Origin of the sequence: Rhodanobacter fulvus Jip2 (assembly GCF_000264315.1) — a bacterium.
Classification (GTDB): domain Bacteria; phylum Pseudomonadota; class Gammaproteobacteria; order Xanthomonadales; family Rhodanobacteraceae; genus Rhodanobacter; species Rhodanobacter fulvus.
Window position 1 is genome coordinate 100,180 of the sequence record NZ_AJXU01000021.1, and the last position, 25,689, is coordinate 125,868.

Annotated in this window: 21 protein-coding genes; 11 read left to right on the forward strand and 10 right to left on the reverse strand. The window is 67.6% G+C overall.

Translation table 11 applies throughout. From position 1 onward, the window contains the following. Window positions 1-4: 4 nt before the first annotated feature. Window positions 5-715 (reverse strand): SDR family oxidoreductase, encoded by a 711-nt coding sequence (locus UU9_RS04445; RefSeq protein WP_007080523.1) that lies wholly within the window; start codon window positions 713-715, stop codon window positions 5-7. Window positions 716-1,357: 642 nt separating this feature from the next. On the opposite strand from UU9_RS04445, the gene UU9_RS04450 reads away from it, so the two are divergent. The 5 genes from UU9_RS04450 (at window position 1,358) to UU9_RS04470 (ending at window position 3,668) form a co-directional block, all read left to right on the forward strand. Beyond that, the gene (locus UU9_RS04450; RefSeq protein ID WP_007080524.1) at window positions 1,358-1,714 is read left to right on the forward strand and encodes an ArsR/SmtB family transcription factor; all 357 of its coding nucleotides are present in this window, start codon (window positions 1,358-1,360) and stop codon (window positions 1,712-1,714) included. Next, window positions 1,711-2,163 carry an SRPBCC family protein gene (locus UU9_RS04455; protein ID WP_007080525.1) on the forward strand — a complete coding sequence of 151 codons (453 nt, stop codon included), beginning with the start codon at window positions 1,711-1,713 and terminating at the stop codon, window positions 2,161-2,163. Before UU9_RS04450 ends, UU9_RS04455 begins: the two co-directional genes overlap by 4 nt. A 25-nt stretch (window positions 2,164-2,188) precedes the next feature. Further along, complete coding sequence (locus UU9_RS04460; protein ID WP_007080526.1) at window positions 2,189-2,857, forward strand: glutathione S-transferase family protein; 669 nt, start codon at window positions 2,189-2,191, stop codon at window positions 2,855-2,857. A gap of 150 nt (window positions 2,858-3,007) precedes the next feature. Continuing rightward, window positions 3,008-3,229, forward strand: a complete 222-nt coding sequence (locus UU9_RS04465) for an AbrB/MazE/SpoVT family DNA-binding domain-containing protein (protein WP_007080527.1) — start codon at window positions 3,008-3,010, stop codon at window positions 3,227-3,229. Window positions 3,230-3,239: 10 nt separating this feature from the next. Continuing rightward, entirely contained in the window at window positions 3,240-3,668 is a 429-nt protein-coding gene (locus tag UU9_RS04470) for a type II toxin-antitoxin system death-on-curing family toxin (protein ID WP_040670268.1), read from the forward strand. A gap of 129 nt (window positions 3,669-3,797) precedes the next feature. On the opposite strand, the gene azu is transcribed toward UU9_RS04470, so the two are convergent. Further along, window positions 3,798-4,415: an azurin gene (gene azu, locus UU9_RS04475; protein ID WP_007080529.1), complete on the reverse strand. Its 618-nt coding sequence runs from the start codon at window positions 4,413-4,415 to the stop codon at window positions 3,798-3,800. Between the two features lie 158 nt (window positions 4,416-4,573). Here azu and UU9_RS04480 point away from each other — a divergent pair, with 158 nt between their 5' ends. After that, complete coding sequence (locus UU9_RS04480) at window positions 4,574-5,461, forward strand: alpha/beta hydrolase (RefSeq protein ID WP_007080530.1); 888 nt, start codon at window positions 4,574-4,576, stop codon at window positions 5,459-5,461. Window positions 5,462-5,519: 58 nt separating this feature from the next. Here UU9_RS04480 and murD read toward each other — a convergent pair whose 3' ends face one another. The 5 genes from murD to UU9_RS04505 all read right to left on the reverse strand — a co-directional run bounded on the left by murD (window position 5,520) and on the right by UU9_RS04505 (window position 13,472). After that, on the reverse strand, window positions 5,520-6,893 hold the full coding sequence (murD, locus tag UU9_RS04485) for a UDP-N-acetylmuramoyl-L-alanine--D-glutamate ligase (protein ID WP_007080531.1): 1,374 nt from the start codon (window positions 6,891-6,893) through the stop codon (window positions 5,520-5,522). Window positions 6,894-7,031: 138 nt separating this feature from the next. Beyond that, the gene (gene murL / locus UU9_RS04490) at window positions 7,032-8,417 is read right to left on the reverse strand and encodes a UDP-N-acetyl-alpha-D-muramoyl-L-alanyl-L-glutamate epimerase (RefSeq protein ID WP_007080532.1); all 1,386 of its coding nucleotides are present in this window, start codon (window positions 8,415-8,417) and stop codon (window positions 7,032-7,034) included. Beyond that, window positions 8,414-8,818 (reverse strand): endonuclease domain-containing protein, encoded by a 405-nt coding sequence (locus UU9_RS04495; protein ID WP_040670237.1) that lies wholly within the window; start codon window positions 8,816-8,818, stop codon window positions 8,414-8,416. The genes murL and UU9_RS04495 overlap by 4 nt, the downstream gene beginning before the upstream one ends. An 85-nt stretch (window positions 8,819-8,903) precedes the next feature. Then, the gene (locus tag UU9_RS04500) at window positions 8,904-11,531 is read right to left on the reverse strand and encodes a bifunctional aspartate kinase/diaminopimelate decarboxylase (protein ID WP_272941972.1); all 2,628 of its coding nucleotides are present in this window, start codon (window positions 11,529-11,531) and stop codon (window positions 8,904-8,906) included. Between the two features lie 423 nt (window positions 11,532-11,954). Next, window positions 11,955-13,472, reverse strand: a complete 1,518-nt coding sequence (locus UU9_RS04505) for a fumarate hydratase (RefSeq protein WP_007080535.1) — start codon at window positions 13,470-13,472, stop codon at window positions 11,955-11,957. 156 nt (window positions 13,473-13,628) lie between these two features. On the opposite strand from UU9_RS04505, the gene UU9_RS04510 reads away from it, so the two are divergent. The 4 genes from UU9_RS04510 to UU9_RS04525 all read left to right on the forward strand — a co-directional run bounded on the left by UU9_RS04510 (window position 13,629) and on the right by UU9_RS04525 (window position 18,875). Next, window positions 13,629-14,519 (forward strand): PhzF family phenazine biosynthesis protein, encoded by an 891-nt coding sequence (locus tag UU9_RS04510; RefSeq protein WP_007080536.1) that lies wholly within the window; start codon window positions 13,629-13,631, stop codon window positions 14,517-14,519. Between the two features lie 202 nt (window positions 14,520-14,721). After that, window positions 14,722-16,044: an APC family permease gene (locus tag UU9_RS04515; RefSeq protein WP_007080537.1), complete on the forward strand. Its 1,323-nt coding sequence runs from the start codon at window positions 14,722-14,724 to the stop codon at window positions 16,042-16,044. A 51-nt stretch (window positions 16,045-16,095) separates the two neighbouring features. Next, on the forward strand, window positions 16,096-16,632 hold the full coding sequence (locus tag UU9_RS04520) for a (2Fe-2S)-binding protein (protein WP_007080538.1): 537 nt from the start codon (window positions 16,096-16,098) through the stop codon (window positions 16,630-16,632). Beyond that, window positions 16,629-18,875 (forward strand): xanthine dehydrogenase family protein molybdopterin-binding subunit, encoded by a 2,247-nt coding sequence (locus UU9_RS04525; RefSeq protein ID WP_007080539.1) that lies wholly within the window; start codon window positions 16,629-16,631, stop codon window positions 18,873-18,875. The genes UU9_RS04520 and UU9_RS04525 overlap by 4 nt, the downstream gene beginning before the upstream one ends. Before the next feature lie 136 nt (window positions 18,876-19,011). Here the strand turns inward: UU9_RS04525 and ppk1 are convergent, their stop codons facing one another. The 3 genes from ppk1 to UU9_RS04540 all read right to left on the reverse strand — a co-directional run bounded on the left by ppk1 (window position 19,012) and on the right by UU9_RS04540 (window position 24,241). Beyond that, complete coding sequence (gene ppk1, locus UU9_RS04530) at window positions 19,012-21,159, reverse strand: polyphosphate kinase 1 (protein ID WP_007080540.1); 2,148 nt, start codon at window positions 21,157-21,159, stop codon at window positions 19,012-19,014. 126 nt (window positions 21,160-21,285) lie between these two features. After that, window positions 21,286-23,232 (reverse strand): hypothetical protein, encoded by a 1,947-nt coding sequence (locus UU9_RS04535; protein ID WP_007080541.1) that lies wholly within the window; start codon window positions 23,230-23,232, stop codon window positions 21,286-21,288. A gap of 103 nt (window positions 23,233-23,335) precedes the next feature. Beyond that, window positions 23,336-24,241, reverse strand: coding sequence for a hypothetical protein (locus UU9_RS04540; RefSeq protein WP_007080542.1), 906 nt, complete (start codon window positions 24,239-24,241; stop codon window positions 23,336-23,338). Window positions 24,242-24,480: 239 nt separating this feature from the next. Here UU9_RS04540 and UU9_RS04545 point away from each other — a divergent pair, with 239 nt between their 5' ends. Next, window positions 24,481-25,596 carry an OprO/OprP family phosphate-selective porin gene (locus UU9_RS04545; protein WP_007080543.1) on the forward strand — a complete coding sequence of 372 codons (1,116 nt, stop codon included), beginning with the start codon at window positions 24,481-24,483 and terminating at the stop codon, window positions 25,594-25,596. Window positions 25,597-25,689: the final 93 nt, after the last annotated feature.

The window sequence follows — 25,689 nt, forward strand, 5'->3', positions numbered from 1 at the left end:
CAGTTCAACCCTCGCCGCTGCCGAGATAGAGCGGCGGCGTTGCCGCGAAACCGGCCCTGACATAGCGCGCCGTGTCGTCGGCCAGCACTTCGGATGCACCCGCCTCGATACCGTCGAGCACGGCCTGCGCGATGTCCTCGGCGCGCGACTTGGGGCTGTCGACGTCTTTCACCATGTCGGTATCGATATAGCCAGCGTGCACGCCGATCACCAGCGTGCCTTGTCCGCGCAGTTCGTTGCGCAATCCGTTGGTCAACGACCACGCCGCGGCTTTGGCTACCGAGTCCGCCGAACTTCCCGGCAGGCTGATCCAGCTGAGGGCTGAAAGCATGTTGACCAGCACGCCGCCGCCATTGGCACGCAACACCGGTGCGAACGCGCGGCTGGTCGCGAGCACGCCATGTAGATTGGTATCAAGCACCTCGCGCAGTGCCATCGCGCCACGCGCGCCAAGCAATGGTTCGTCAACGGTAATGCCTGCGTTGTTGATCACCACATCCACATCGGTGCACCGGGCAACTGCGGCGGCGATGTCCCCCGCGTCATTGACGTCGAATTTCACGGCCACCAGCCCGTGCAACGCAGGCACGGAGGTTGGATCGCGTGCGCCGGCATAGACCTTGCGTGCGCCGGCGGCGAGCAGTGCCTTGGCATAAGCGAACCCAAGTCCGCGATTGGCGCCGGTGACGAAAGCCGTGCTGTCCAGGATCTTCATGGATGGATACCTCTTGCGAAGGGATATGGCGCGCCAACGGCGCGCGGCAGTCACTTTCACAGGCTCCTGAAACCAATACTTGCCGGATTCGGACGGGGCACTTCGAAGAAAGAGGGGGAGGGGGGCGCAGCCTGCTCCGTTGCGGTAATGCGGCCGCCCCCTCACGGACTGCTGGCAGTCAGGCCGACCGGCACGGTCAACTCTCGAACGACGCCATGCTGGAAGCGCTCGGTGAGCGCCGCCAGCGACAACCGGGGCGACGCCGTGGATCAGCTTTACGTGAAGCCACGTCGCGGCTCGTCCCGGGCGGAAGTGCAACCGTTGGTGGAAATCTGATCGCCGCCTTCAACGACCACATCGACACGCTGTACTGGATAACGTCGGCACGTGCCAGAAGGCCAAGCTCGCCACCGGATTCAGCCGCGCCGCCCTGAACTGCCGCATCGAGAAGTAGCGTCGCCCTACCCGGGGCGACCTCAGCACGGAGACGGCGCCGGCCTTCAGCACCCGGGTCGGCGCCCGGTCGACGAACTGAAAGTACGCGACGACGCGCCCCGGTGGAATACCCGCCGGCGAGACGCGACGGAGCGTGGCCCGGCGACCTGTTGACGTCGATGAGGCATCGCTCGTATATTCACCCATATGGATGAATATAGTGCCCACCACCTCGATGACCTCTTTGGCGCCATGTCCGATGCCACGCGCCGCGCGATTCTGGCGCGGCTGGCGCAGTCGGATGCACGCGTGACCGAGCTGGCCAGCGCGTTCACGATTTCGCTGAACTCCACCTCCAAGCACATCCGCGTGCTCGAACGCGCCGGGCTCGTCACACGCTCGGTGCAGGGCCGCGAACACGTGCTGTCGCTCAACGCCGGCCCGATGGCGGAAGCCGCCGGCTGGCTGGAGTTTTATCGCCAGTTCTGGACTGACCGGCTGGCCGCACTGGAGGACTTCGTCGTCAAGAAACGCCACTTGGACAAACACGGGAGCAAGCAATGACACCAGCGCAAACCACCGTCGCCAGCGAAGGCGGCAAGATCGTGGTCAAGCGGACCATTCCCGCCACCGTCGACGAGTTGTTCGACGCCTGGCTCGACCCCGAAAGCCTGGCGCAGTGGATGCGGCCAGGCACCGACGCGCTCAGCACGGCCACGGTGGATGCGCGCGTGGGCGGCACTTTCGAGGTGGTGATGCACTACCCCGACGGGCCAAAGCGCCACCACGGCGAATACCGCGTGATCGACCGTAACCGCAAGCTGGTCTTCACCTGGATTTCCGACGCCACGCACCACGCCGAGACGCTGGTGACGGTGGACTTCCATCCGGCCCTCTCCAGCACCGAGATCGTGCTCACGCATGAGCGCATGCCGGATCACGAAGCCGCCCTCAGCCACAGCCATGGCTGGACCGCTGCGCTGCAGCTGCTGGAAACCCTGCTCGCCCGCTGAGCACCACGCACGAAGAGGAAACGAGATGACTACCGACACGAGCCCGATTACCGTCACCGCCTATCCCTGGGTACCCGCCTTCGCGCGAGGCCTGGTGCGCGACCTGCGCGTGCGCTGGGCGCTGGAAGAAGCCGGCCTGCCTTATCGCGTCAAGCTGATCGACCTCAAGCAAAAGGACAGCGCGGAGTACCTCGCCTGGCAGCCGTTTGGCCAAGTGCCCGCCTACGAACAGGAAGGCACAAAGCTGTTTGAATCCGGCGCCATCGTGCTGCACATCGCCGAGCAGTCGGACGTCTTGATGCCGCCCGACGCCGCCGGCCGCGCTCGCGTGCGGACATGGCTGTTCGCCGCGCTCAATACGATCGAGCCCTCGGTGCAGGAACTGGTAGGCATGGATCTGTTCCACGGCGACGAAGCATGGGTCGAACAGCGCCGCCCGCAGGTGGAAAGCTTTGTCAAAAAGCGGCTCGGCGCGCTCGCCGCCTGGCTGGGCGAACGCGAATATCTGGAGGCACGCTACACCGCCGCCGACTTGTTGATGGTCACCGTGCTGCGCAACCTGCGCCATACCGATCTGCTGGCGCAGTACCCGACGCTGAAAGCGTATGGCGAACGCTGCGAGGCACGTCCGGCATTCCAGAAGGCCTTGCGCGACCAGATGGCGGATTTCGTGCAGGACCCGGTCGCCGCCTAGTACCGTCGTTGCGGGTCACCTGACGTCGGGCCAACACGATGTTTCCGGTTTATGGAGAGGAGTAACCAGCGCGCTCGGCGCGGGGTTCAGCGCATTGCATCCAACCGGCTGGTACGTATAACATACGTTATAACTTGCCCGAGGCCACCCATGAAACTGAAGATCACCACCATCGGCAACTCCGCCGGCGTCATCCTGCCCCGCGAACTGCTGGCCCGCCTGCGTCTGGAAAAAGGCGACGAACTGTTCGCGCTGGAGACGCCCGACGGCGTGCGGCTCACCACCTATGACCCTACCTTGGCACAACAGATGGGAGTCGCCGAGGAGGTCATGCGCAAGCGGCGCACCCTTCTGCACAAACTGGCGCAGTAGGTAGATGAGCATGATCATCTGGATCGGGAAGGCATTCGCCATCGCCATCCACGAACGTCAATTGGCCGAACATGGCGGCAGCGACGGCGTACGCGATGAAAGCCTGCTGGATTCCGCCCTCGCCCGCCCACAGCAAAAGCATGCCTACGGCGACCCCCCGCCAGATCTTGCCGACCTCGCCGCCAGTCTTACCTTCGGCCTGGCTCGCAATCACCCCTTCGTCGATGGCAACAAACGTACGGCGGCCGTGGCTTGCGAAGTCTTCGTCATGCTCAACGGCGGCGTGATCAACGCTGACGATCTCGAACTGTATCCGCGCTACGTCGCCCTCGCCGAAGGCACCCTGCCCGAAGCCGACTTCGCCCATTGGCTGCGCGAGCACATCCGGTTCGATGCCGGCAAACGCGTGAACGAGCCTCGCGCGCGTTACGTCCGCTGACAGCAGCCGTCCCTGACAGCCGGGCAAACGAACGGGCCGCAATCCGAGGGATCGCGGCCCGCATCGCTCAGCCATCCATGGCGCGCTCAGGCAGCTCGACCGAGCCGCGCGCAGCTCGGCTCGCCCGCCTTACTGCACGCTGATCGAACCCTTCATCAGCGCCGAATGCCCCGGGAAGCTGCAGAAGAACGTGTACGGGCCGCCGTCCTTGATCTTGCTGACCGGGAAGCTGACCGAAGTGGTCTCGCCGCCGCCGATCAGCTTGGTGTGGGCGATGATTCGCGGGTCGTCGGCTTTCACGTAGCCGTTATCCTGACCGGCAGCGCGACCATCGGCATCCACCGCTTCCATGTCGGAGGTCTTGGTGATCACCACGTCGTGCCCCATCGCCGCTACCGGCAGCTTGCCGGTGTGTTTCAGGGTGATCTTGAAGTCCGTGCACGAGGCCGGCACCACGATCGACGAGATGCTGTACTGCATCGCATCCGTACCCTCGAATTCGGTCGAGCAATCCGTGACCTGCGCGGTCGGCTTGCCGTTCGCCGCGGCGGCGGGAGTGGCCGGAGCGGGAGATGCGGCCGGGGTCATCGCCTGCATTGAATCCTGCGGCGCCGCTTCGGTCGGTGCCGGTGCCGGGGTTGCGGCGGTGGGTGCGGCTTCTGGCGCCTCCGCGGGTTGTTTGTCGCTGCATGCAGCCAGCGCAAACGCGCAGGCGGCGGCGAGAATGCCGAGCTTGGTATTGATCATCGTCTCTTCTCCGTGGCCAAAGCGACATCATCGGGCGGCGATGCTGTCGGCGACGTGAAGATGGGTTTTCCCATCCGCAACGAATCGCTCGCATGCCGCTCGCTTGACAGCATTGGGCGCTCGGTTGATGGTGGCGCGACCATTTACAGGGGATCCGCATGAAACGTCTTGCCCTATTCGCTGCATGCCTGTTGTTCGCCTGCGCCGCGTCCGCGCAGGAGCGCTTCCCGCTCTGGCAGGGCGGCGTGCCGGGCTTCGAGGCGCGCGCCTCCATTCCCGAAGTCTCGAAGGATTACTGGACCAAGCACGTCAACAACCCCAGCGTCACCGCCTACCTGCCCGAGGCAGCCAAGGCCAACGGCACCGCGGTGCTGGTCGTTCCGGGCGGCGGGCACACCTTGCTGGTGACGACGAGCGAGGGTTCGGCGGTGGCCGAATGGCTCAATCAACGCGGTGTCGCCGCGTTCGTGCTGCGCTACCGCCTGTTTCGTGAGAAGGGTTCTCCCTACAAACTCGACGATGCCCGCGCGGATACCGAGCGCGGCATGCGCTTCATTCGCGCGCACGCCGGACAGTTCCATGTCGATCCGCAGCGTGTCGGCATCATCGGATTCTCCGCCGGTGGCGAACTGGCGCGCATGGTGACCTTGAGCCCGCCCGTCGCGGCGCGCGGCAAGGGCGACAGCATCGACAAATTGAGCGCGCGTCCGGACTTTTCGATCCTGATCTTCCCCGGGCCGCTGCACGCCGCCGAGCACGTCACTCCCGACTCGCCGCCGATCTTCCTGGCCGCCGCCAATGACGACGAGTGCTGCTCGCAACCACCGATCGACCTGCTCAACGCCTATCGCAAGGGCGGCGCGTCAGCCGAGCTGCACATCTACCGGGCCGGCGGCCACGCCTACAACCTGGGCGAGCGCACGGATCTGGTGTCGCTGAAACATTCACCGCAGCAGATCGAGGACTGGCTCAGCGACAGCGGCTTCCTGGGCCATCCCGCACCGTCGACGTCGCCGCACCTCGATCCGCAGCCAAAAGCCAAATGACGACACGCGATGCACTCCCGCCGCTTCGGGTGCGGGAAGGTTGCAGATCCGGGGAGGCTCAGTCGCGCGGACTTCCCTCGATACCCAGCCCGTCAATGCTGGCAATGTTTGCCGCATCAAAGCCGGCCAGCGCACTGAAGCGGCGTCCGCGTTCCGCGTAGTCCTTGAACTGGTCGAAACTCGGTGCACCGGGTGACAGCAGGATCACCCCGTGCGCGGGCGTGTGCATCTTGGCAGCCTCGACCGCGCTGGCCAGATCGCCGACCAGCAGGATCGGACAGGCGGCGCTGGCGACGCGCAGCGCGCTTTCGATGCGTGCCCCGTTGCTGCCCATGCAGATGATCGCGTGCGCCGGCGCTTGGCGCATCGCATCGACGAACGGCGTCCAGTCCAGTCCGCGATCGTGCCCGCCGACCAGCACGGTCACCGTGCGACCGTGCAGGCTTTCCAGCGCGGCCAGGGTGGCCAGCGGGGTGGTGCTGATCGAGTCGTTGACCCAGTGCCAGCCGTCGTGGGCGCCCAGCGGCTGCAGCCGGTGCGGCAGTGGGCGAAAGCTGGCCAGTGCCGGCGCGGCAGCCCGCGCATCCATGCCCAATGCTTCCAGCGCGGCCAGCGCGGCGCAGGCGTTCAGCGCATTGTGCAAACCCGGCGCGGCCAGTTGCGCGATCGGGAATACCTGCTGCGTGCCGCGGCAAATGAAATCACCGGCCACGTGCCAGCCTTCCGGCCCGCCGAACAACAGGCGATGGGGATGCTGCCGCGTGCGCTGCAGCAGGGCCGGCTGCAAGGCGTTCACCAGCCAGTGGCGCGACACGTCGGCCAGGCGCAATTTGTCGATGACGTATTGCTCGCGCGAGCCGTGCCAGTCCAGGTGCTCCTCGTACAGGCTGGTGATCACGCCCAGTTCCAGCGGGCCGGCCTCGCCGGTCTGGAAGCTGGACAGTTCGATTACCCACAGGTCGGCGTGTTGCTCCAGCAATTCCAGCAGCGGCAAACCGATGTTGCCGGCCAGCGCGGTGCGTACACCCAATGCACGCGCCAGGTGCGCGATCAAGGCGCTGGTGGTGCTCTTGCCCTTGGTGCCGGTGACGGCGATCACGCGTGCCGCCGGATGCTCGCCGAACCACAACGCCGTGCCCGAGGTGAATCGCGTGCCCTGCGCCTGCGCGGCGAGCAGGGCCGGCTTGTACGCGGAAATGCCGGGCGACTTCACCACGATGTCGAACCGCGCCAGCGTGGCGGCATCCGGTTCGCCCGCGATCACCTCCAGCGCCGCGTCGAACGCATGCACGGCCTCGACCTCGGCGACGCTGCAGAACACGGTGAAATGCTGGTCGGGGCAGCGCTGGCGCAGCGCGCGGAGGGCGGCGCGCCCTTCGCGGCCGAAGCCCCAGATGGCGACGCGGCGGCCGCCTAGATCAGCGATGCGCATGCGCGCCGACCCCGTACCCCTGCACCGCCGATCCCTGTGGGGGCGACTTCAGTCGCGAAAGCTTCTCGGCCGCGCGCGAAGGAGCATCGCGACTGAAGTCGCTCCCACAGAAATGCGGGCCGATGCGGGGCAACTCCATCAACCGATGGTCGCCAACGCAGGTTGCAACCGGGCCGGCACGCGATGTTCGCCCAGCGGCTGCAACCAGGGTTCCAGCGCCAGTTGCGCGACATCGAGCTGGGGCAGGATGGTGCTGCTGAAGCGGGCGACCAGGGCATCTTCCTGCCATTCCGGCCGTTGGCTCAGGGCGTACATAGCGGCGCGCGCCTCGGCGCCCTCGCCCACGCATTCGAACGGCTTGTGATCCTGGTATTCCAGCAGCGCATCGAAGCCGGCCGTCTGTGTTTCGTCATCCAGCAGGTTGCGCCCGAAGATCGACAGCAACCGCGGCTTGGGCAGGAACGGCGCCAGCGCCAGGAACACGAAATGGCATTTCGGGCACTGCCCGCACCAACGATCCACCGGCTTGGGGCCAAGAATCCTGAAGTTGCGGTTGCAGCTGGAGAACACGTCGAAATACGGCGTCAGCTTCGCGAACGCGCGCGTGATCGCCAGCTCGGAATACGGACGCAGCAACGAGCAGTAATCGAGATCCGCGGCGACATGGCTGTGCAGCCAGTCGTTGAGCAAGGTCTCGAACAGGTAGCCCTTGCTCCATTGGTGGTTCACCTGCTGGCCTTCGTATTCCAACGTGGCCACCGAGGCCGAACGCTCGTTGGCGAAGGCGATGGCATCGTGGCCGTACAGGATCGCCGCCACCGCCAGGATCGCCGAGTTCACCGCGGTCACCGGGATATGGCCGTTCCACGCGCCGCGCTGGTTCAGCTCGAACAGACCCGGCGCCAGTTCACGCTGGATGTTCAGCATGGGCAGGCCGGTGCGTTCGGCGCAGGCGGCGATCAGCGGCGAATTGCCCACCCATACGGCGGTGGCTTCACCGCCGATGGCCTTGATTGCCTCTACCGCCACCACGGAATCCTTGCCGCCGCCGATGGGGACAAGGGTGTGCTGGGGGAGTCCCAATGATGGAGCTTGGGGCGAAGACGTGCCCTCTCCCCCGGCCCCTCTCCCGCCAGCGGTAGAGGGGGGAGAAGCGCGCGGGAACGCGATGCGGCCGCGCAGGTCCAGCCCGTTGCGGTAGGCGAACTCGGCCAGGCCGTGCAGGTACAAGGTGTCGAGCAGGTCGGCGGTGGCGTCGTCGAGCGGGCCATTGGCCAGCTCGATCTTCGGCGGTACGCCGGCCTTGTAGTAGCTGATGCCGGCGACCAGGTGCAGCAGCGTCAGCGCCGCCTCGAACGCGGCGGCGCGGGCGGCAGGAACGGCCGGTGCGTCGGGAAAGCTGATCCGCTCGACCAGCTCCTCGCCATCGTCGAACGCGTACGCCAGCTCGGCCACGCCATCGGCGTAGTTGCAGCGCACGAAGCGGAAAACCTGGGTCAGGCGGGGTTGGGTTGTCGTTGTCACTCTTCACTCTCCGGCATGCCAGGCCCCCTCTCCCCGGTGGGGAGAGGGCTGGGGTGAGGGGCCGGGCTTGCCACGGCATCCAGAATCACCTCAAGCACGCTCTCGATATTGGCCAACACATCATTGTTCCAGAAACGCAGCACGCGGTAACCCATGGATTGCAGATATTGGGTCCGATGCTCGTCGTAATCCGTCTGCTCCGCATGCTGACCACCATCCAGCTCAACAACCAGCATGGTCTCCGTACAGACGAAATCGACGATGTAACGGCCTACTTCGTGTTGCCGTCGGAACTTCCATCCCGACAGGTGGCGGTTGCGCAGGTGTCGCCACAACAACTGTTCCACATCCGTCATCGAACGACGCAATCCGCGCGCGCGATCCACATTGTGGCGTTTCATCCTTGAACGCTCCTTCGTTGCTGGCCTATCGCGGCGTGGCCCCTCACCTCAATCCTCTCCCCCGAGGGGAGAGGAGGCAGAAGCGCTACTCGATCACCACCTCTTCCGCCTCGTCGCGCATGTTGTACGGCGACGACATCACCTTGCCGTAGGCGCCCACCTGGGCGATCAGCATCACGTCGCCCTCGTTGGCCTCGGGCAGGCGGCGGTCGGTGCCCAGCACGTCGCCGCTTTCGCAGATCGGGCCTACCACCTGGTACAGCGCGGTGGCGGGCGCGTCGAGCTGGGTGAGGTTGACGATCTGGTGCCAGGCGTCGTACAGCGCGGGGCGGATCAGGCTGTTCATGCCGGTGTCGATGCCGAGGTAGCGGAACGCGCCCTTGCCCTTCTGCTGGGTGGTGCGCGCCAGCAACACGCCGGCATCGGCCACCAGATAGCGGCCCGGTTCCATCCACAACTGGTAATGCGGGTAGGCCGTCTTCACCTCGCGCAGCACGCGGTCCAGCCCGGCGATGTCCAGCGCCGCCTCGCCCGGGTGCGATGGCACGCCCAGGCCGCCGCCGATGTCGATGAAGCTGACGCTGCCGATGCGCTCGGCGAGGCTGGCCAGCTGGCCGTAGACCTCACCCCAGTGGCTGTCGTCGAGAATGCCCGAGCCCAGGTGCGCATGCAGCCCGCGCACGATCACGCCGTGGGCGTCGGCCAGGCGCAGGAAGCTGTCGAGCTGGTCCACCGGCAAACCGAACTTGCTGCCGCTGCCGCCGGTGCGCACTTTCTCGTGGTGTCCCAGGCCGCGACCCAGATCGACCCGCAGCACGATCTCCTTGTCGCGGAACAGTTCACCCCAGTACTGCAGCGGGTGCAGCGCGTCCAGCGACACGGTGGCGCGGGTGGTCAGCGCAAATTCGTAATCCCCGCGCGGCGCGAAGTTGGGCGTGAACAGCAGCGGCGCGGATTCCGGCACCGCAGCGATGACGGCACGCAGCTCGCCTGGGGATACGCACTCGAAGCCGAAACCTTCCTCGGCCAGCGCGCCCAGGATCGCCGGGTGCGTGTTGGCCTTCACCGCGTAATGCAGGCGGTCCACCGCGGCCAGTTTTTTCAGCTCGCGCGCCTGCTGGCGCACCGTGGGCAGATGGTAGACATAGCGCGGCGTCGCCTTGGCGGCGATGTCCAGCAGCCGCTGCCGCTCGTCGGTGCGCCACCACGATGCCGCCGCGGGGGCCACGTCGCCGCGGCCATAAAGCGCTTCCCAGCTGGGGCCGAACAGCGCGCTGTCGTCGGTGCGCAGCGCGCCGGCGCCGATCAGCAGGTCGTGCAGGTGCGGCACCAGCGCATCGACCACTTCCTCGTCCACCACGAAGGTGAGGTTGAGGTTGTTGGACGATTGTGAGATCAGGTGCACGCGCAACTGGCCGAACTCCGCCAGCACACCCGACAGCGTGTGCAGGATCGAGCGCATGCCGCGGCCCACCAGCGAAATCGCGGCGCAGGGCGCGATCACCTTGACCCGGCACACCTTGGCCAGGTCGGTGGCCAGCGCGGCGATGGCGTCGGAATCGAGCAGGTTCTCCGCCGGGTCCAGCGACACGGTGACGTTGGTTTCGGCCGAGCCGATCAGATCCACCGACAGCCCGTGCTGCTTGAAATAGGCAAACACGTCCGACAGGAAACCCACCTCCTGCCACATGCCCACCGATTCCATCGAGATCAGCGTGATGCCCTTGCGCGCGCTGATCGCCTTGATGCTGGGCGCGTGCTCGCGCACCTCGGGGCCGATCACGGTGCCTTCCAGCTCGGGCCGGTTGGTGTCCTTGATCAGCAGCGGCACGCGCGGCTCGCGCAGCGGCGACAGGCAGCGAGGGTGCAGCACCTTGGCGCCAGTGGAGGCGATTTCCTGCGCCTCTTCGTAATCCAGCCGCTGCAGCAGCCGCGCGCCGGTGACCTGGCGCGGGTTGGCGGTAAACATGCCGGCCACGTCGGTCCAGATCTCCACCCGCTGCGCCTTCAGCAGCGCACCCAGATAGGCGGCCGAGGTGTCGGAACCGCCACGCCCCAGCAGCACGGTGCGCCCGGCGATGCCGTCATCGCGGCCTTCGCGGGCGATGAAGCCCTGGGTGATGAAAACTTCGCCCAGGCCGGCCAGCCGTGCCGTCAGCACGGGATCGGGCCGCGCCTCCACCATCGCCGAGAGCAGGCGGGTGCGCTCGTTCTGGTTCGGTAGGGCGATTGCGGTGAGGCATTCACGTGCGTCCAGCCACTGCGTGGCCACGCCGGTGGCGCTCAGGAAAGCCGCACCCAGCGTGCTGGACAGCAGCTCGCCGTGCGCCTGCACCTGCGCCTGCCACGCCAGCTCGCCGAGCACGCGCGGACCGTCCTCGGCCAATTGCGCCAGATCGTCCAGCCGCGCCAGCAAGCCTTCGGGCGGCGCCAGCTGCATCTGCTCCAGCAGCTCGTGGTGACGCTGTTTTATCGCCGCGGCCGCTTCGATCCGTTTGCTCTTGTCACCCTGCGCGCACAGTTGTTTCAACGCGTCGGTGATGCCGGACAGCGCGGAAACGACGATCAGCACGCGTGCGCCTTCGGCACGGCGGCTGGCCACCAGTTCGCGGATGTTCTGCCAGCGCGGCAGCGTGGCCACGCTGGTACCGCCGAACTTCATCACGATCCAGGGGGCGTGGGAGGGCAAAGCTTGGGAAACGGAAGCGGTCACGGTCGGTCGCCGTTGTTGGAGGGATTGGGAAGTCTCATGCGCTGGCGCGTCATGCCGCGCCGGGGTCGAATCAGTGTTGCAACGCGTCATGATGAATGAACGAGCGGGGAACGGCAACCCGTTTGGACGTCCAAAGCGGGTGGTCCCTCTTCAGGTAGCTGGCGGGAGAGCCGGCGTTTGCCCTCCTCCCTCCCTGCGTCGGCGCTTCCCCTCCCCTCGCCGCGTCGGTGCCTTTCTCCCTCCCCTCGCCGCGTCGGCGCCATGCTCCCTCCCCTGCTCGCAGGGGAGGGCTGGGGTGGGGTGCTTTTTGACTTTGGCGTGTTTTGGATCGGCTTCGATGGATGGGTGAGGCTACCCTGCGCTCCCCTCCTCAATCCTCCCCCAGGGGGGAGGAGGCGATGGTGTGCGCTGCGCGCACTGCTTTTATTGGATAACCACGGGGATCTTTCCGATCCTTGCCTGCCATTCGCGGGGCCCGGTCTGGTGCACCGAGCTGCCGGCGGAATCGACGGCCACGGTCACCGGCATGTCTTCCACGGTGAATTCGTAGATCGCCTCCATGCCCAGATCGGCGAAGCCGACCACGCGCGAGGCCTTGATCGCTTTCGACACCAGGTACGCGGCACCGCCGACGGCCATCAGGTACACCGACTGGTGTTTCTTGATCGCCTCGATCGCCGTCGGGCCACGCTCGGCCTTGCCGACCATGCCCAGCAGCCCCGTCTGCGCCAGTACCTGCTCGGTGAACTTGTCCATGCGGGTGGCGGTGGTGGGGCCGGCGGGGCCGACCACTTCCTCGCGCACCGGGTCGACCGGGCCCACGTAATAGATGAAGCGGCCGCTGAAATCGACCGGCAGCGGCTCGCCCTTGTTGAGCATCTCGACCATGCGCTTGTGCGCGGCATCGCGACCGGTGAGCAGCTTGCCGCTGAGCAGCAGGGTTTCGCCGGGTTTCCAGCTGGCCACATCGTCTTTCGTCACCGTATCCAGATTCACCCGACGCCCCTTCGAGGCGTCGTAGGTGAGCTTGGGCCAGTCTTCCAGCGACGGCGGATCGAGCATCACCGGACCGCTGCCATCCAGCACGAAATGCGCGTGGCGGGTGGCGGCGCAGTTGGGGATCATCGCCACCGGCAGGTTGGCCGCGTGGGTCGGGAAATCCTTCACCTTGACGTCGAGCACGGTGGTGAGGCCACCCAGGCCCTGCGCGCCTATCCCCAATGCGTTGACCTTCTCGAACAGCTCGATGCGCAGTTCCTCCGCGCGATTGCTCGGGCCGCGGGCGATCAATTCCTGGATGTCGATCGACTCCATCAGCGCTTCCTTCGCCATCAGCATCGCCTTCTCCGCGGTGCCGCCGATGCCGATGCCCAGCATGCCCGGCGGGCACCAGCCGGCGCCCATCGTGGGCACGGTTTTCAGCACCCAGTCGACGATCGAATCGGACGGGTTGAGCATGGCGAATTTGGACTTCGCCTCGGAGCCGCCGCCCTTCGCGGCCACGATCACTTCCACCGTGTCGCCAGGCACGATCGACATGTTGACCACCGACGGCGTGTTGTCCTTGGTGTTGATGCGCTTGCCGGCGGGGTCGGCCAACACGCTGGCGCGCAGCTTGTTGTCCGGGTCCAGGTAGGCGCGGCGCACGCCTTCGTTGGCCATGTCCTCCAGGCTCATCGTGGCGTCGTCCCAGCGCACGTTCATGCCCACTTTCAGGAACACGGTAACGATGCCGGTGTCCTGGCACAGCGGCCGGTGGCCTTCGGCGGCCATGCGCGAATTGATCAGGATCTGCGCCATCGCATCCTTGGCGGCGGGGCTTTCCTCGCGCTCGTAGGCGGCGGCGAGGGCCTTGATGTAATCGACCGGGTGGTAATAGCTGATGTACTGCAGCGCGTCGGCGACGGACTGGATCAGGTCGGCTTGCTTGATGGTGGTCATGGGCGGCTTTCGATGGGTGGATAGCGGGCGCGTGCGGGCGCGTTTCGGGGCGCCAAACCTGCTTATTGTGCCGCAAGCGCGCGGCCCGGATCAGCGGCGGTCCGCGGCTGCGCGCCGCTATCATGGTTTTCCCACTCCGCCAGTGCCGCCTTCGCCATGCCCGACTCCCGCCGTTTCCTGCAACTGGATGTCTTCGCCAGCTACCTGTTCGACGGCAATCCGCTCGCCGTGGTGATCGACGCGGACGGGTTGGATGGCGACACCATGCAGCGCATCGCACGCTGGACCAATTTGTCCGAAACCGCTTTCCTGCTGCCGCCCACGCAACCGCAGGCGGACTACCGGGTACGCATTTTCACGCCGCGGCAGGAGCTACCGTTTGCCGGCCATCCCAGCGTGGGCAGCGCGTATGCGGCAATCGAGGCCGGGCTGGTCGATGCGGGCAAGCACGCGCTGGTGCAGGAATGCGCGGCCGGCCTGTTGCCGGTGCAGGTGGTCGGACACGGCGCGGCGCGGGTCATCCATGTACAGGCACCACCGGCGCGGCTCAGCGAGGCCGACGAAGCGCTGCGCGCCCCGCTCGCCGCCGCATTGCATATCGACCTTGCACGCGACCAGGTCATCCACGCCCACAACGGCCCGCACTGGATCCTGTGCAACCTGGCAGCGGCCGCCACGGTCCGCGCCGCGCAGCCGGACATGCAGGCTGTCGCCGCGCTCTGCATGCGGCAGCAGGCCGTGGGTGTCAGCGTGTTCGGGCGCGAATCCTCCGGCGCGGCGGCGATGGCCGTGCGCGCGTTCTGCCCCGCCGACGGCATCCCCGAAGACCCCGTCACCGGCAGCGCCAACGCCGCGATCATGGCCTGGCTGGCCGCGCGCGGCGATCGCGATGGCTACGGCCTGCGCTACCGCGCCAGCCAGGGCCGCGAGGTGGGCCGCGATGGCTACGTGGACGTGGCCCGCGACGACACCAGCGGCGCGATCACGATCGGCGGCAACTGCGTGATCGGTGTGCGTGGACAGCTGCAGTTGGCACCATTGCACTGAAAGGCTGAAAGCAAAGCGCTCCTCCCCCTGCATCGCAGGGGGAGGTTGGGAGGGGGTGCGCTTTTGATGTTGCTTCGACGAAGAGCAACCCCTCCCCAGCCCTCCCCTGCGATGCAGGGGAGGGAGCAGAGCCGGCCACCGGGCGCTTGCCCGCTGCGGTGGTGCCCGCCATGCTGCGCGCCTCTCTTTTGCGATCGACGCCATGCCGACACCACCCTCCAGCGATTACGTCCGCAGCCTGCGCCCCTGGGATGCCGCGCTGATCGTGGTGGGCGGCATCATCGGCGGCGGCATTTTCCTCAGCCCGGGCGTTGCCGCGCAGCGTACGGAGTCGGGGCTGGCGCTGCTGCTGGTGTGGGCTGGAGCGGGCGTGCTGACCCTGATCGGGGCGCTGTGCTACGCCGAGCTGGGTGCACGCCGGCCGCACGCCGGCGGCACCTACGTTTACTTGCGCGAGGCGTTCGGGCCGCTGGCCGGGTTTCTGTTCGGCTGGACCATGCTGCTGGTGATCTATTCCGGCTCCAGTGCGGCGGTGGCGACCATCTTTGCCAGCTACGCCGCGTCGCTATTCGGCCTGCCGCCGACGTGGTCGCTGCCGTTGACGGTGGGCGCGCTGGTATTCGTCGCCGGATTGAACCTGTTCGGCCTGCGCCTGGGCGCGCAGATCCAGAACCTGTTTTCCGTGCTGAAACTGCTGGCGGTGGCGGCGCTGGTGGTGGCGGGCTTGTTCCTTGCAGGGGCCAGCCACAGCCAAGTGCTGGCCACCGACCCAGCGCGCCACGGCGTCGGCTTCGTCAGTGCCGCGCTGCCGGTGCTGTTCGCCTATTCCGGCTTCACCTACCTCAACAACCTGGCCGGCGAGGTGCGCGATCCGCAACGCACGCTGCCGCGCGCGCTGACCCTGGGCATGCTGCTGGTGATCGTGGCCTACGTGCTGGTCAACGTGGCCTACCTGGCCGTGCTCGGCCACGACGGGCTGGCCGCCAGCACCGCGCCGGCGGCCGACGTGATGCAGCGGGTGCTCGGCCCGACCGGCGCGAAAATCATCGCGCTGGGCGTGGCGATTTCCACCCTGGGTTTCTGCAACATCACCCTGGTGGCCGGCGCCCGCGTGCTGCAGGTGATGGGCGAGGACGGCCTGTTCTTCCGCGCGGTGGCGCGGCTGCATCCGCGTTACCGCACGCCGAATACGGCGCTGCTGCTGTTGTCCGGCTGGGCGATCGTGCTGGCGCTGTCGGGCAGTTACGGCCAGTTGCTGGATTACGCCACCTTCGGCGACTGGCTGGCCTGCGCCGTCGGCGTCGCCACGCTGTTCTGGTATCGCCGCCACGACGGCGCCAGCGCCAGCTTCCGCGTGCCGGGTTATCCGTGGCTGCCGCTGCTGTTCATCGGCGTCGTGGCGTGGGTGGTGGTGATGACCATGCTGGACAACCCGCGCAACGCCGGCATCGGCGCGCTGATCATGCTGGCCGGCGCACCGGTGTACGTGATCTGGCGCCGGCTGTTCAGCCGCGCGGCACCCTGACCCGGCGGCGGCGATGTCACAATAGAGCGATACCCGCCAAGGAGACGATGGATGCCGCCCGCGCAAGATCAGGCCATGCCGACCCCGGACAGCAACATCGTGCCCGAGAAGATCCGCGATGGTATCGACGTGGTCATCAACGGCGAGCCCTTCCGTCATACCGGCGATCCGGCGATGCCCCTGCTGTGGTACCTGCGCGACGTGCTGCGCCTGACCGGCACCAAATACGGCGGTGACGCGCAGGCCGGCAACGGCGCCGACCTGGTGCTGGTGGACGGCAAGCCGGTGCCGGCCATCGGGCAACCGATGAAGGCGCTGTCGGGCAAACGCATCACCACGGTCGAGGGCCTGGCCGCCAACGACGGCACCCTGCATCCGCTGCAGCAGGCTTTCATCGACGAGGACGCGATCGGCTGCGGCTATTGCACGCCGGGCTGGCTGATTTCGGGAGTGGCCTTGCTGACCCGCACCGCGCAACCCTCCGACGACGACATCGACCGGCTGCCCAACCTGTGCCGCTGCGGTTCGCAGACGCGCGTACGCCGCGCCATCAAGCGGGCGGCAGCCGGCAAGGCGGGCCAGGCATGAGCGGGCAGATCCAGCTTTCGCGACGCCGCTTCCTGCAGGTGCTCACCGGCACCGCCGGGGCGTTGATCGTGGGCATCCGCACGGCCGGGGCGGTCGACCTGCCGCCGGCGCTGCTGGGCGGCACGTTCCAGGCACTGGGCCCCTACGTGCAGATCGACAGCGACGGCAACGTGCTGATCGGCGCGCGCGACCCGGACACCGGCACCGGCGTGGCCACGTCCCTGCCACGCATCATCGCCGACGAACTCGACGCGGACTGGAACCGCGTCAGCGTGATTCCGCTGGGCCTGGGCGTGCAGAACGATCAGGGCCAGCCGCGCTGGATCTACGGCCGCCAGCTCGGCGGCACCGGCGGCTCCATCCCCGCCGCCTGGCAGGAGCTTCGCCAGGTCGGCGCGCTGGCCCGCTGGCTGCTGCTGCAGGCGGCCGCGCGCCGGCTGGGCGTTCCGGCTGACCGCTTGCGCTGTGAATCGGGAACGGTGATCGCGCCGGACGGGCGCCGCGTCACCTACGGCAGCCTGGTCGAGGTAGCCGGCAAGATCCCGCTGAGCAAGTCCGCACCGCCGGTGAAAACGCCGAACCGCTACACCCTGATCGGCGCACCGGCCGGCGACGTGGACGCCCATGCCATCGTCACCGGCCAGGCCAGCTACGCCATCGATCACCACTACGGCGACGCGCTGGTGGCGGTGCTGGTGCATTGTCCCTGGCCCGACGGCACGCTGGCGCGCATCGACACGGCCGCGACGCTGGCGGTCAAGGGCGTGGTCAAGGTGCTGCAGTTGCAGCCGGAGAAGGACCAACCGCTCGGCGAGACGGCGATCGCCCCGGCCGTGGCAGTGCTGGCGCAAGACACCTGGTCGGCCTTGCAGGGACGCGACAAGCTGGAGCTGGAATGGAAGCCCGGCGCCAGCGGCACGCAAAGCAGCTACGCGCTGGAACAACAGGCACAGGCCTTGCTGGACGGCGATGACGCGCCGACCACGCGCGTGCGCAACGACGGCGATGTGGATGCCGCCGGCAAGAAGGCCGCGCGCCGGCTGGAAGCCACCTACGTGCAACCGTGGCTGGCCCACGCCACCGCCGAACCGATGAACTGCCTGGTGCGGCTGGACAAGGACCGCGCCAGCCTGGTCGTGCCCACCCAGGCGCCGCAGCGTGCCTGGGCCGTGGTGCAGCGACTGACCGGCCTGGCCCCCGACCACATCGACATCCGCGTGCCCCGCGTCGGCGGTGGCTACGGTCGCCGCCTCGACCACGACTACGTGGCCGAGGCGGTGATGCTGGCCAAGCTGATCGACAAGCCGGTGCGGCTGCTGTGGACGCGCGATCAGGATTTCGGCCACGACTTCTACCGCGCCGCCAGCGTGCACCGCATCAGCGCCATCGTGGGTCGCAAGCGCGAACTCATCGGCTGGAACCAGCGCATGGCCAGCGCCTCCGCACTGGTGCAACGCGGCGTGCCGGACAACCGCCTGTGGACGTCCGAAACCCGCGCCGACCAGCTGCCCGCAGGCCTGGTGCCGAACTACCGCAGCGACTGGTACGGCCTGGAGTCAGCCATGCCGCGCGGCCCGATGCGCGGCATGCCGCACCTCAGCAACGCGTTCGCGGTGGAAAGTTTCATCGACGAAATCGCGCACATGATGCGCGAGGATCCGCTGAAAACCCGCCTGCGCCTGCTCGGCGAACCACGCACGCTGGCGCTGGCCGGCGGCGGCACGCTCGACCTCGGCCGTCTCGCCAACGTGCTGAAGCTGGTCGCCGATCGCATCGAGTGGAAAAACTGGTTGCGCAGCGTCAACGGCCTGGGCATCGCCTGCTGGCATGTCGACGGTGCCTACGTGGCGCACGCGATCGAAGCGTCGATGCAGGGCGAAAAACTCACCATCGAACGCGCCGTGTGCGCGGTCGACGTGGGCCGCGTGATCAACCCGCTGGGCCTGCAAGGCCAGGTGGCCGGTGCCACCCTGGATGCGCTGTCCATCGCACTGAACCTGGCGGTGACCTACAAGGATGGCCAGGTCCAGCAGCACGACTACAAGAGCTACCCGCTGGCCAGCATGGCGCAGCTGCCCAACGACGTGGAAGTGATCACCGTGCCCGGCGACCGCTCGCCCGCCGGTGCCAGCTTCCTGGCCATGCCCACCGCCGCCCCCGCCCTCGCCAACGCGGTTTTCCGCGCCAGCGCCGTACGCGTGCGCCGGCTGCCGCTGATGAAGGAACTGCTGCGGTTGCTGTAGGGGCGGGGATTCGGGATTCGGGATTCGGGATTCGCAAAAGCATCGCGCGGCGGGATTGTCGACTTCAGTCGCGATGCTCTTTGCTTCAAATCCCCAGAGCAAAAGCATCGCGACTGAAGTCGCTCCCACGGCGAACTCAGCCGCCGCACAGCCGCTCCAGCAGTTCCGCCTGCGCGTGCCGGCCCGGCGTGGCGTCGGGCGCGGCGAGGCGCAGGTACTCGCCGTCGGGTTGCAGCAACGAGGCTCCGGTGTCGTCGGCGAGATAGCGCTGCAGTGCACTGAGCACGCGCAGCTGCAGCTTCTTGCCTTCGATCGGGAATGCGGCTTCCACGCGGCGATCGAGATTGCGTTCCATCAGGTCGGCACTGGCCAGGTACACCCGCGGCTCGCCGCCGTTGGCAAACCAGTAGATGCGGCTGTGTTCGAGGAAACGGCCGATGATCGAGCGCACGCGGATGTTTTCGGAAACGCCCTCGATGCCGGGGCGCAGGGCGCAGATGCCGCGCACGATCAGGTCTATCTGCACACCGGCGATGCTGGCCTTGTACAACGCGCGGATCACGTTGGGCTCGGTCAGCGCATTGATCTTGAGAATGATCTGTGCCGGCTTGCCCGCAGCGGCATGCGCGGCTTCCTGCGCGATCAGTTCCAGCAGGCCTTTCTTCAGCGTGAACGGCGCATGCAGCAGTTTCTTCATGTGCAACACCTTGCCCATGCCGGTGAGCTGGCTGAACAACTTGTGCACGTCCTCGCACAGCGCCTGGTCGGAGGTGAGCAGGCTGTAGTCGGTGTACAGGCGCGCGTTGCCGGTGTGGTAGTTGCCGGTACCCATGTGCGCGTAGCGCACCAGTTCGCGGCCCTCGCGGCGCTGGATCAGCATCAGCTTGGCGTGCGTCTTGATGCCCACCACGCCATAGATCACCATCGCGCCGGCCTGCTGCAGGCGCGAGGCGAGGCTGAGGTTGGACTCCTCGTCGAAACGCGCGCGCAGCTCCACCACCGCGGTCACTTCCTTGCCGGCGCGCGCCGCATCGACCAGCGCGTCGGCGATCTCGGAGTTCGCGTTGGTGCGGTACAGCGTCTGCTTGATCGTCAGCACCTGCGGGTCCTTGGCCGCCTGGCGCAGCAGGTCGACCACCGGCGTGAACGACTCGTACGGATGCAGCAGCAACACGTCCTGCCTGCCGATCACCTGGAACAGGTCCTCGGCATGCCGAAGCACCTTGGGCAGGCTCGGCGTGAACGGCGGGTACTGCAATTGCGGGTAGCGGACGTCGGTGGCGATGCGGAACAGGCGCGCCAGGTTCACCGGGCCATTCACCTCGTACAGCTCCGATTCGGTCAGGCCGAACTGCCTGAGCAGGTAGCCGATCAAGTCCTTCGGGCAATTGTCGGCCACCTCCAGCCGCACCGCGTCGCCGAAACGACGCGAATACAGCTCGCCACGCAATGCCAGCGCAAGGTCCTCGACGTCTTCCGGATCGAGCGTGAGGTCGGCGTTGCGGGTCAGCCGGAACTGGTAGCAACCGAGCACATCCATGCCCGGAAAAAGCTCCGCCACGTGGGCGTGGATCATCGACGACAGCAAGACATGGTTGTCGCCGCCATCGCTGATCTCCGGCGGCATCGAGATCAGCCGCGGCAGCACGCGCGGCGCCGGCACGATGGCCAGGCCGGAGTCGCGCCCGAACGCATCGACACCGTCCAGTTGCACGATGAAGTTGAGGCTCTTGTTGACCAGCAGCGGGAACGGATGGGTGGGGTCCAGCCCGATCGGCGTCACCAGCGGTGCCACCTCGTCGCGGAAATAGCGGCGCACCCACAGCTTCTGCTTGTGCGTCCACTGCGTGCGGCGAACGATGCGGATGCCATGCGCCGCCAGCTCCGGCAGGATGCGTTCGTTGAGGATCGCGTATTGCCGCTCGATCTGCCGATGGGCGATCTCGCTGATCCGGGCCAGCGCCAGCTTCGGCCGGATGCCGTCCGGGCCGATCATCTCGTGATCGAGCGCCACCTGCCCCTTCAGTCCGGCCACCCTGATCTCGAAGAACTCGTCCATGTTGCGCGAGAAGATCAGCAGGAATTTCAGCCGCTCCAGCAACGGCGTGCGCTCGTCCAGCGCCTGGTCCAGCACGCGGATGTTGAACTGCAATTGCGACAGTTCGCGATGGATGTACAGGCGGTGGTCGCCCAGGTCCACCGCGGGCAGCACCGCGCCCGCATCGTTGGCCGCCGGCAGCGTGGCGTCGGTCGGTGATGTGTCGCGAATCAGGCGGCTGTTCATCACCGGCTCCGGCAAGAGGGATCGTGGTGGCGCGCGTATGCGCCGGACGCCCAGTTTGCAAAGTTTTCTTGACCGGAAGATGACAGTCGCGATGCCCGTCGCGGCACGCCCCTTGTTGCCCGCCGCCTAGTGGAACTGGTCGCTGGCCGGCACCCACGAGCTGGAGGAGCGTGCCGGCGCGGCGGGTTTGAGCGCAGGCGCGAAGGCGCTTTCGCAACCGGGCGGCAACGGGCCGCCGGCGACGCGAGCGGCGGCGCACTCGGCGTCGTTGGTGAACACGATGGTCCGTTTCGGCGCGCTGGTCGCAGGTGCCGGCACGGTGGGAACGCCTGCCGCGGTCGAGGGCAGGTTGAGCCGGCGATAGACCTCCTGGCCCAGCGGCTTGGCCGGCGGGTCCGGGTTGCCGCAACCGAGCAGCGCGATCGGCAGCAGCGGTGAGGCGGAGCATTCGACGCGGATGCCTTGCGGCAGGTTGAAGGTGTGCTTGATGGTGGTTTTTTCCACCGCGCGACGCAGCGCGGTGTCGATCGAGCTTTCGTTCTTCGGCGCCCAGTACTTGTCGAGCGACGTCGCCTTGTAGGTGATGCCGGAAGAACGGTGACTCATCACGTCGGTGTCGCCACGGGGTTTCAGCTGCACGTAGTCGCCCAGCTCACCCTGCTTCTCGCCCTGCGCCGCGCCGGTCTGCTCGGCGCCCTGCTCGCCGACGCCGCGGCTCTTGCCGCTGGCGGTTTTCGTGCTGCCCTGCGCCGGCGCGGGTGCGGGCTGGCCGGTGCCATTGGCGACCGCTTTGTCGACGCCCGTGGGCGTGCCCGGCGTGGCGGTGTCGTGGCCCGGCGCGCTGGCGTCGGGCGCGGTGCTGACGCCGCGCCCGGCATCGGCCGTGCTGGTTTCCGCGCTGGCCGTGGGCTCGCTGGTATCGGCGGCGCTGGTGTCCTTCGTTGCGGGTGCCGCCTCGGCAGCGGCATCAGCGACGGCAGCCGGCTTGGCCTCGGCAGCCGGCTCCGGCGCGGGTTGCTCGCTGAGTTGCGGGCGCGCCAGTGCCGGGCGCTCGACCGCAGCCATGGCCTTGCGCGTGTCCTGCACCTTCACCGCCGATGCTTCCGGCGGTGCCACGGCGGGACGCGCCAATGCCGTTTGTGGCACCGGGTCGAGCTGCGCCTCGGCCAGCTCGATTGCGGGTGCCTCGATCCGCGGTGCTTCGCGCTGCAGCACCGGCGTGGGCACGCTGAAGCTCGCCTGCAGGTTGACCTGCGGCGACGGTTGCGCGGACAAGGGCACGGCCTGCATCTCGGGCACCGGCGGCGCGGCCGCCACGGTGGCGCGGATCGGCTGCACGCTGGGCGGCTCGGCGCTGCGCGGCACCTTCATGTCCAGCGCGATGCTGGGCGCGCTGACCGGAGGCGGTGCCTGTGCCGGCAACGGCGGCAGCGCCAGCGAGGCCGGCGGCGGCATCGGCCGGGTGCCTTCGAGCTGCGGCGGGCGCACCGCCTCGGGCTGGAACCTGGGTGGCACCGGCGGCTGCATCGACACCACTGGCGGCGTCACGCTGGGCGGCTCGGCGGCCAGCGGGATCGGTTGCAGATCAGGCGTAGGCGCCGGTGTGGGCAGGCTGATCGGCGGCGGGGGCGCCGCCGGTTTGTCCGGCACCGGCGCACGCACCGACGCGGGCGGGCTGACCACCGCCGGCTCGGGCACGACCTTCGCTTCGCTGACGCGCGCCAACGACGGCGCCGCCGTGCTGGCACTGGTGTGGCGCACGGACGGACGCGTCGCCGCCGGTCGCACGCGGGCCTGGTCCCGGGGGCCGATCTCTTTGGGCGGCGTGCCGCGCACGGGCGGCGGTGGCGGCGGCTCGGGCGCGTCGATCAGGCGCACCCGCAATGCCTTTTCCTGCGATTCGGGCGGCAGCTTCACCTCGTAGGCCGGGCCCAGCACGAACACCAGCAGAAACACCACGTGCACCAGCAGCGTGCCGACCATGCCGACGATACGGCGACCCGTTTCGCGCGGCTCGACGCGGGTGCGCTGGCGGTAGGCGATGGTGCGGCGGGCCGCCAGCGGCGAATCCATCAGCACACGTGCCGGACGATCAGCTGGGGGGCCGGCAGGTTGGTCCGAAGGCGGCAAGGGCATGGGCGCAAGTGTAGCCGGGCGCGTCGCGCCGGTGCGGCGATCAATGGGTCCTGGCGGCACCTGCGGCGCGGTCGCGCAACTCGGCATCCACCGCGCGGTTCGGCGTGTCGGTGGGGCAACCCCAGGGCAACGGTTTGTTGGCCCGGTAGATCGCGATGCAGGCCTCCACGCTGGGCGGTTTCGCTGCCTTGGGATCGGGCGCCAGCGGTTTGGATGGCGCCATGCTGAGACGTGCGTCGCCATCCTTGGCCGACGGCGGTGGCGGTGGATTGATGCAGTCGGGAATGGGCACGCCCACGACCGTCTTGCATTTCAGATGAATGCCACCCGGCAGATCCACGTCCGTGTCCTTGACCACCGCATCCACCACATGCCGCAACGCGGCGCCGCCCAGGGTTTCGTCCGGTGGCGGAAAATACTTGTCCAGCGAGGTGCCCTTGTACTTGATCGGATCGCTGTTCTGCATGATCCGGCGATCACCCTGCAACGCGTGCGACACGTAACCAGGCGTTGCGCTGCTGGCCGTCGGGGCGGGCAGCAGCGGCTGGCCGTCGCGGCCGTACAAGGTCACCGGCTTGCGTGCCGGCGGCGTGGCCGGCAGCTGAATCGTCATCGCCCGCTGGGTCGCAGGTGTTGTGCGTGCCGGCGGCTCTCGCTGCGGCAAGGGCGGCACGACGGGTGGTGGCGGCGCGGCCGTTTCCCTCGGCGCGCGCGTGATGAAACGCACCTGCAGGACCTGTTGCGACTCGGCCTGAACCACGCGTCGTGGCGGCCGCAGTGCCTGCCATGCCACCAGCGCCATCACCACGTGCAGCAGCGCCACCAGGCCCAGCAACCAGCGATTCCACGGCAGCACGCGCGGTGAAACCCGCCAGCGCCGCTGCCGCAAAAGCGCCAGCGACCCGGCGTCAAGATCGCTCCAGTCGCCACCTTGTGTCCGCTGCATGGAAGCGATAACGATGTCCCGGCTGCAAAGGGATGTCGGCAGCATGGCAAACCCTGCTTGAACCCGACCCTTCCCCGACCACTGCCGGCACGTGCGGGTTCCCGCGGCACCATGCGCAAGGCATCGATTGACGCCTCCGTCATAACCACATGACGCAAGATAACTTCCGCCGGCGAACCATTTGGATATCGTCGATGTACCGGCGCACGAGACGTCGAGCCACCCCGACGGGAATCCCCATGCACACCAGAACCCTGCTCGCCCTGAGCCTTCTCGGCCTCGCTCCCCACGCTTTCGCCGCCACCGACGAGTGGCCGACACGCGCGCATTTCGATGACGGCATCGAGCTGGGCGTGAAGGGTATTTTCCAGTACGACACCAACCAGTTCAGCACCGACCACTTTGACGACGCCACCACCTGGCGGCGCCAGGTCGTCAACCTTTACGGCGCAAAAAAGGGCGTTTTCGACGCCAACGTGGGCTACGACTTCCAGTCCAATGCGTGGCAGGACGTGTTCCTGGGCGCCACTACCGGCATCGGCCATTTCCGGCTCGGTGAATTCAAGACGCCGGTGGGCATGGAAGACGGCGCCACCTCGGCCAGCGCCACCACCTTCCTGGAAACCAGCCTCGCCGGCCAGGCGGTATACGAAGGGCGACGACTGGGCCTGGAATGGAAGTACACCGGGCTGTCGCGCTGGGCGTTCCAGCTGGCGTATTTCGGCCGCCACGATCTGAACGACGCGGCCAGCGGAAATACCGCGGCGGCCCGTGCCGTGTTCAATCCCGTCAATGAAGGCAACGAGGTCATTCACCTGGGGCTGTCCGCCTCGCGCGAGGCACGCGACGATCGCACGGCGCGCGTGCGCGCACGGCCCGAGGTGAACCTCACCACGATCCGTCTGGTCGACACCGGCACCCTCACCGGCGTCGACCGCATCGAGCGCGCCGGGCTGGAAGCGGCGTGGCTGCACGGCCCGTGGCTGGCGCAAGCCGAATACCTCACCCTCGATGCGCATCGCAACATCGGCAGCAATTACCGCAGCGACGGCTACTACGTCTCGGGCAGCTGGCTGTTGACCGGCGAGTCGCGGCGTTATCGCAATAACGCCTTCGGCGACCCGACGCCCGCCCGCGACTGGGGCGCACTGGAGTTCGCGCTGCGCTACTCCGCAGTGGACCTGGACGACGGCGTCGTGCGCGGCGGCGAGCAGCACGACTGGACACTGGGCGTGAACTGGTACCTGCCCCGCGGCTTCAAGCTGCAGGCCAACTACATCCGCGCCTGGAGCGACCGACGCGGAGTGAGCGTGGACCCGGAGATCTTCGCGCTGCGTGCGCAACTGGCGTTTTGAGGAAAGCCGCTATTGGCACCGCTGCAGGAGCGACTTCAGTCGCGACGCTTTTGCTCTTGGATCTGGCTCCAGAGCAAGAGCTTTCGATCGCCT

Bases quoted from the DNA above. Each gene is read 5' to 3' on its own strand.
- UU9_RS04470 (WP_040670268.1), top strand. From the start codon at position 3,240: ATGATCATCTGGATCGGGAAGGCATTCGCCATCGCCATCCACGAACGT.
- UU9_RS04495 (WP_040670237.1), bottom strand. From the start codon at position 8,818: ATGAAACGCCACAATGTGGATCGCGCGCGCGGATTGCGTCGTTCGATG.
- UU9_RS04445 (WP_007080523.1), bottom strand. From the start codon at position 715: ATGAAGATCCTGGACAGCACGGCTTTCGTCACCGGCGCCAATCGCGGA.
- UU9_RS04525 (WP_007080539.1), top strand. From the start codon at position 16,629: ATGAGCGGGCAGATCCAGCTTTCGCGACGCCGCTTCCTGCAGGTGCTC.
- UU9_RS04450 (WP_007080524.1), top strand. From the start codon at position 1,358: ATGGATGAATATAGTGCCCACCACCTCGATGACCTCTTTGGCGCCATG.
- UU9_RS04540 (WP_007080542.1), bottom strand. From the start codon at position 24,241: ATGCAGCGGACACAAGGTGGCGACTGGAGCGATCTTGACGCCGGGTCG.
- UU9_RS04510 (WP_007080536.1), top strand. From the start codon at position 13,629: ATGCCCGACTCCCGCCGTTTCCTGCAACTGGATGTCTTCGCCAGCTAC.
- UU9_RS04455 (WP_007080525.1), top strand. From the start codon at position 1,711: ATGACACCAGCGCAAACCACCGTCGCCAGCGAAGGCGGCAAGATCGTG.
- UU9_RS04520 (WP_007080538.1), top strand. From the start codon at position 16,096: ATGCCGCCCGCGCAAGATCAGGCCATGCCGACCCCGGACAGCAACATC.
- UU9_RS04505 (WP_007080535.1), bottom strand. From the start codon at position 13,472: ATGACCACCATCAAGCAAGCCGACCTGATCCAGTCCGTCGCCGACGCG.
- ppk1 (WP_007080540.1), bottom strand. From the start codon at position 21,159: ATGAACAGCCGCCTGATTCGCGACACATCACCGACCGACGCCACGCTG.
- UU9_RS04460 (WP_007080526.1), top strand. From the start codon at position 2,189: ATGACTACCGACACGAGCCCGATTACCGTCACCGCCTATCCCTGGGTA.
- azu (WP_007080529.1), bottom strand. From the start codon at position 4,415: ATGATCAATACCAAGCTCGGCATTCTCGCCGCCGCCTGCGCGTTTGCG.
- UU9_RS04480 (WP_007080530.1), top strand. From the start codon at position 4,574: ATGAAACGTCTTGCCCTATTCGCTGCATGCCTGTTGTTCGCCTGCGCC.
- UU9_RS04535 (WP_007080541.1), bottom strand. From the start codon at position 23,232: ATGGATTCGCCGCTGGCGGCCCGCCGCACCATCGCCTACCGCCAGCGC.
- murD (WP_007080531.1), bottom strand. From the start codon at position 6,893: ATGCGCATCGCTGATCTAGGCGGCCGCCGCGTCGCCATCTGGGGCTTC.
- UU9_RS04545 (WP_007080543.1), top strand. From the start codon at position 24,481: ATGCACACCAGAACCCTGCTCGCCCTGAGCCTTCTCGGCCTCGCTCCC.
- UU9_RS04465 (WP_007080527.1), top strand. From the start codon at position 3,008: ATGAAACTGAAGATCACCACCATCGGCAACTCCGCCGGCGTCATCCTG.
- UU9_RS04515 (WP_007080537.1), top strand. From the start codon at position 14,722: ATGCCGACACCACCCTCCAGCGATTACGTCCGCAGCCTGCGCCCCTGG.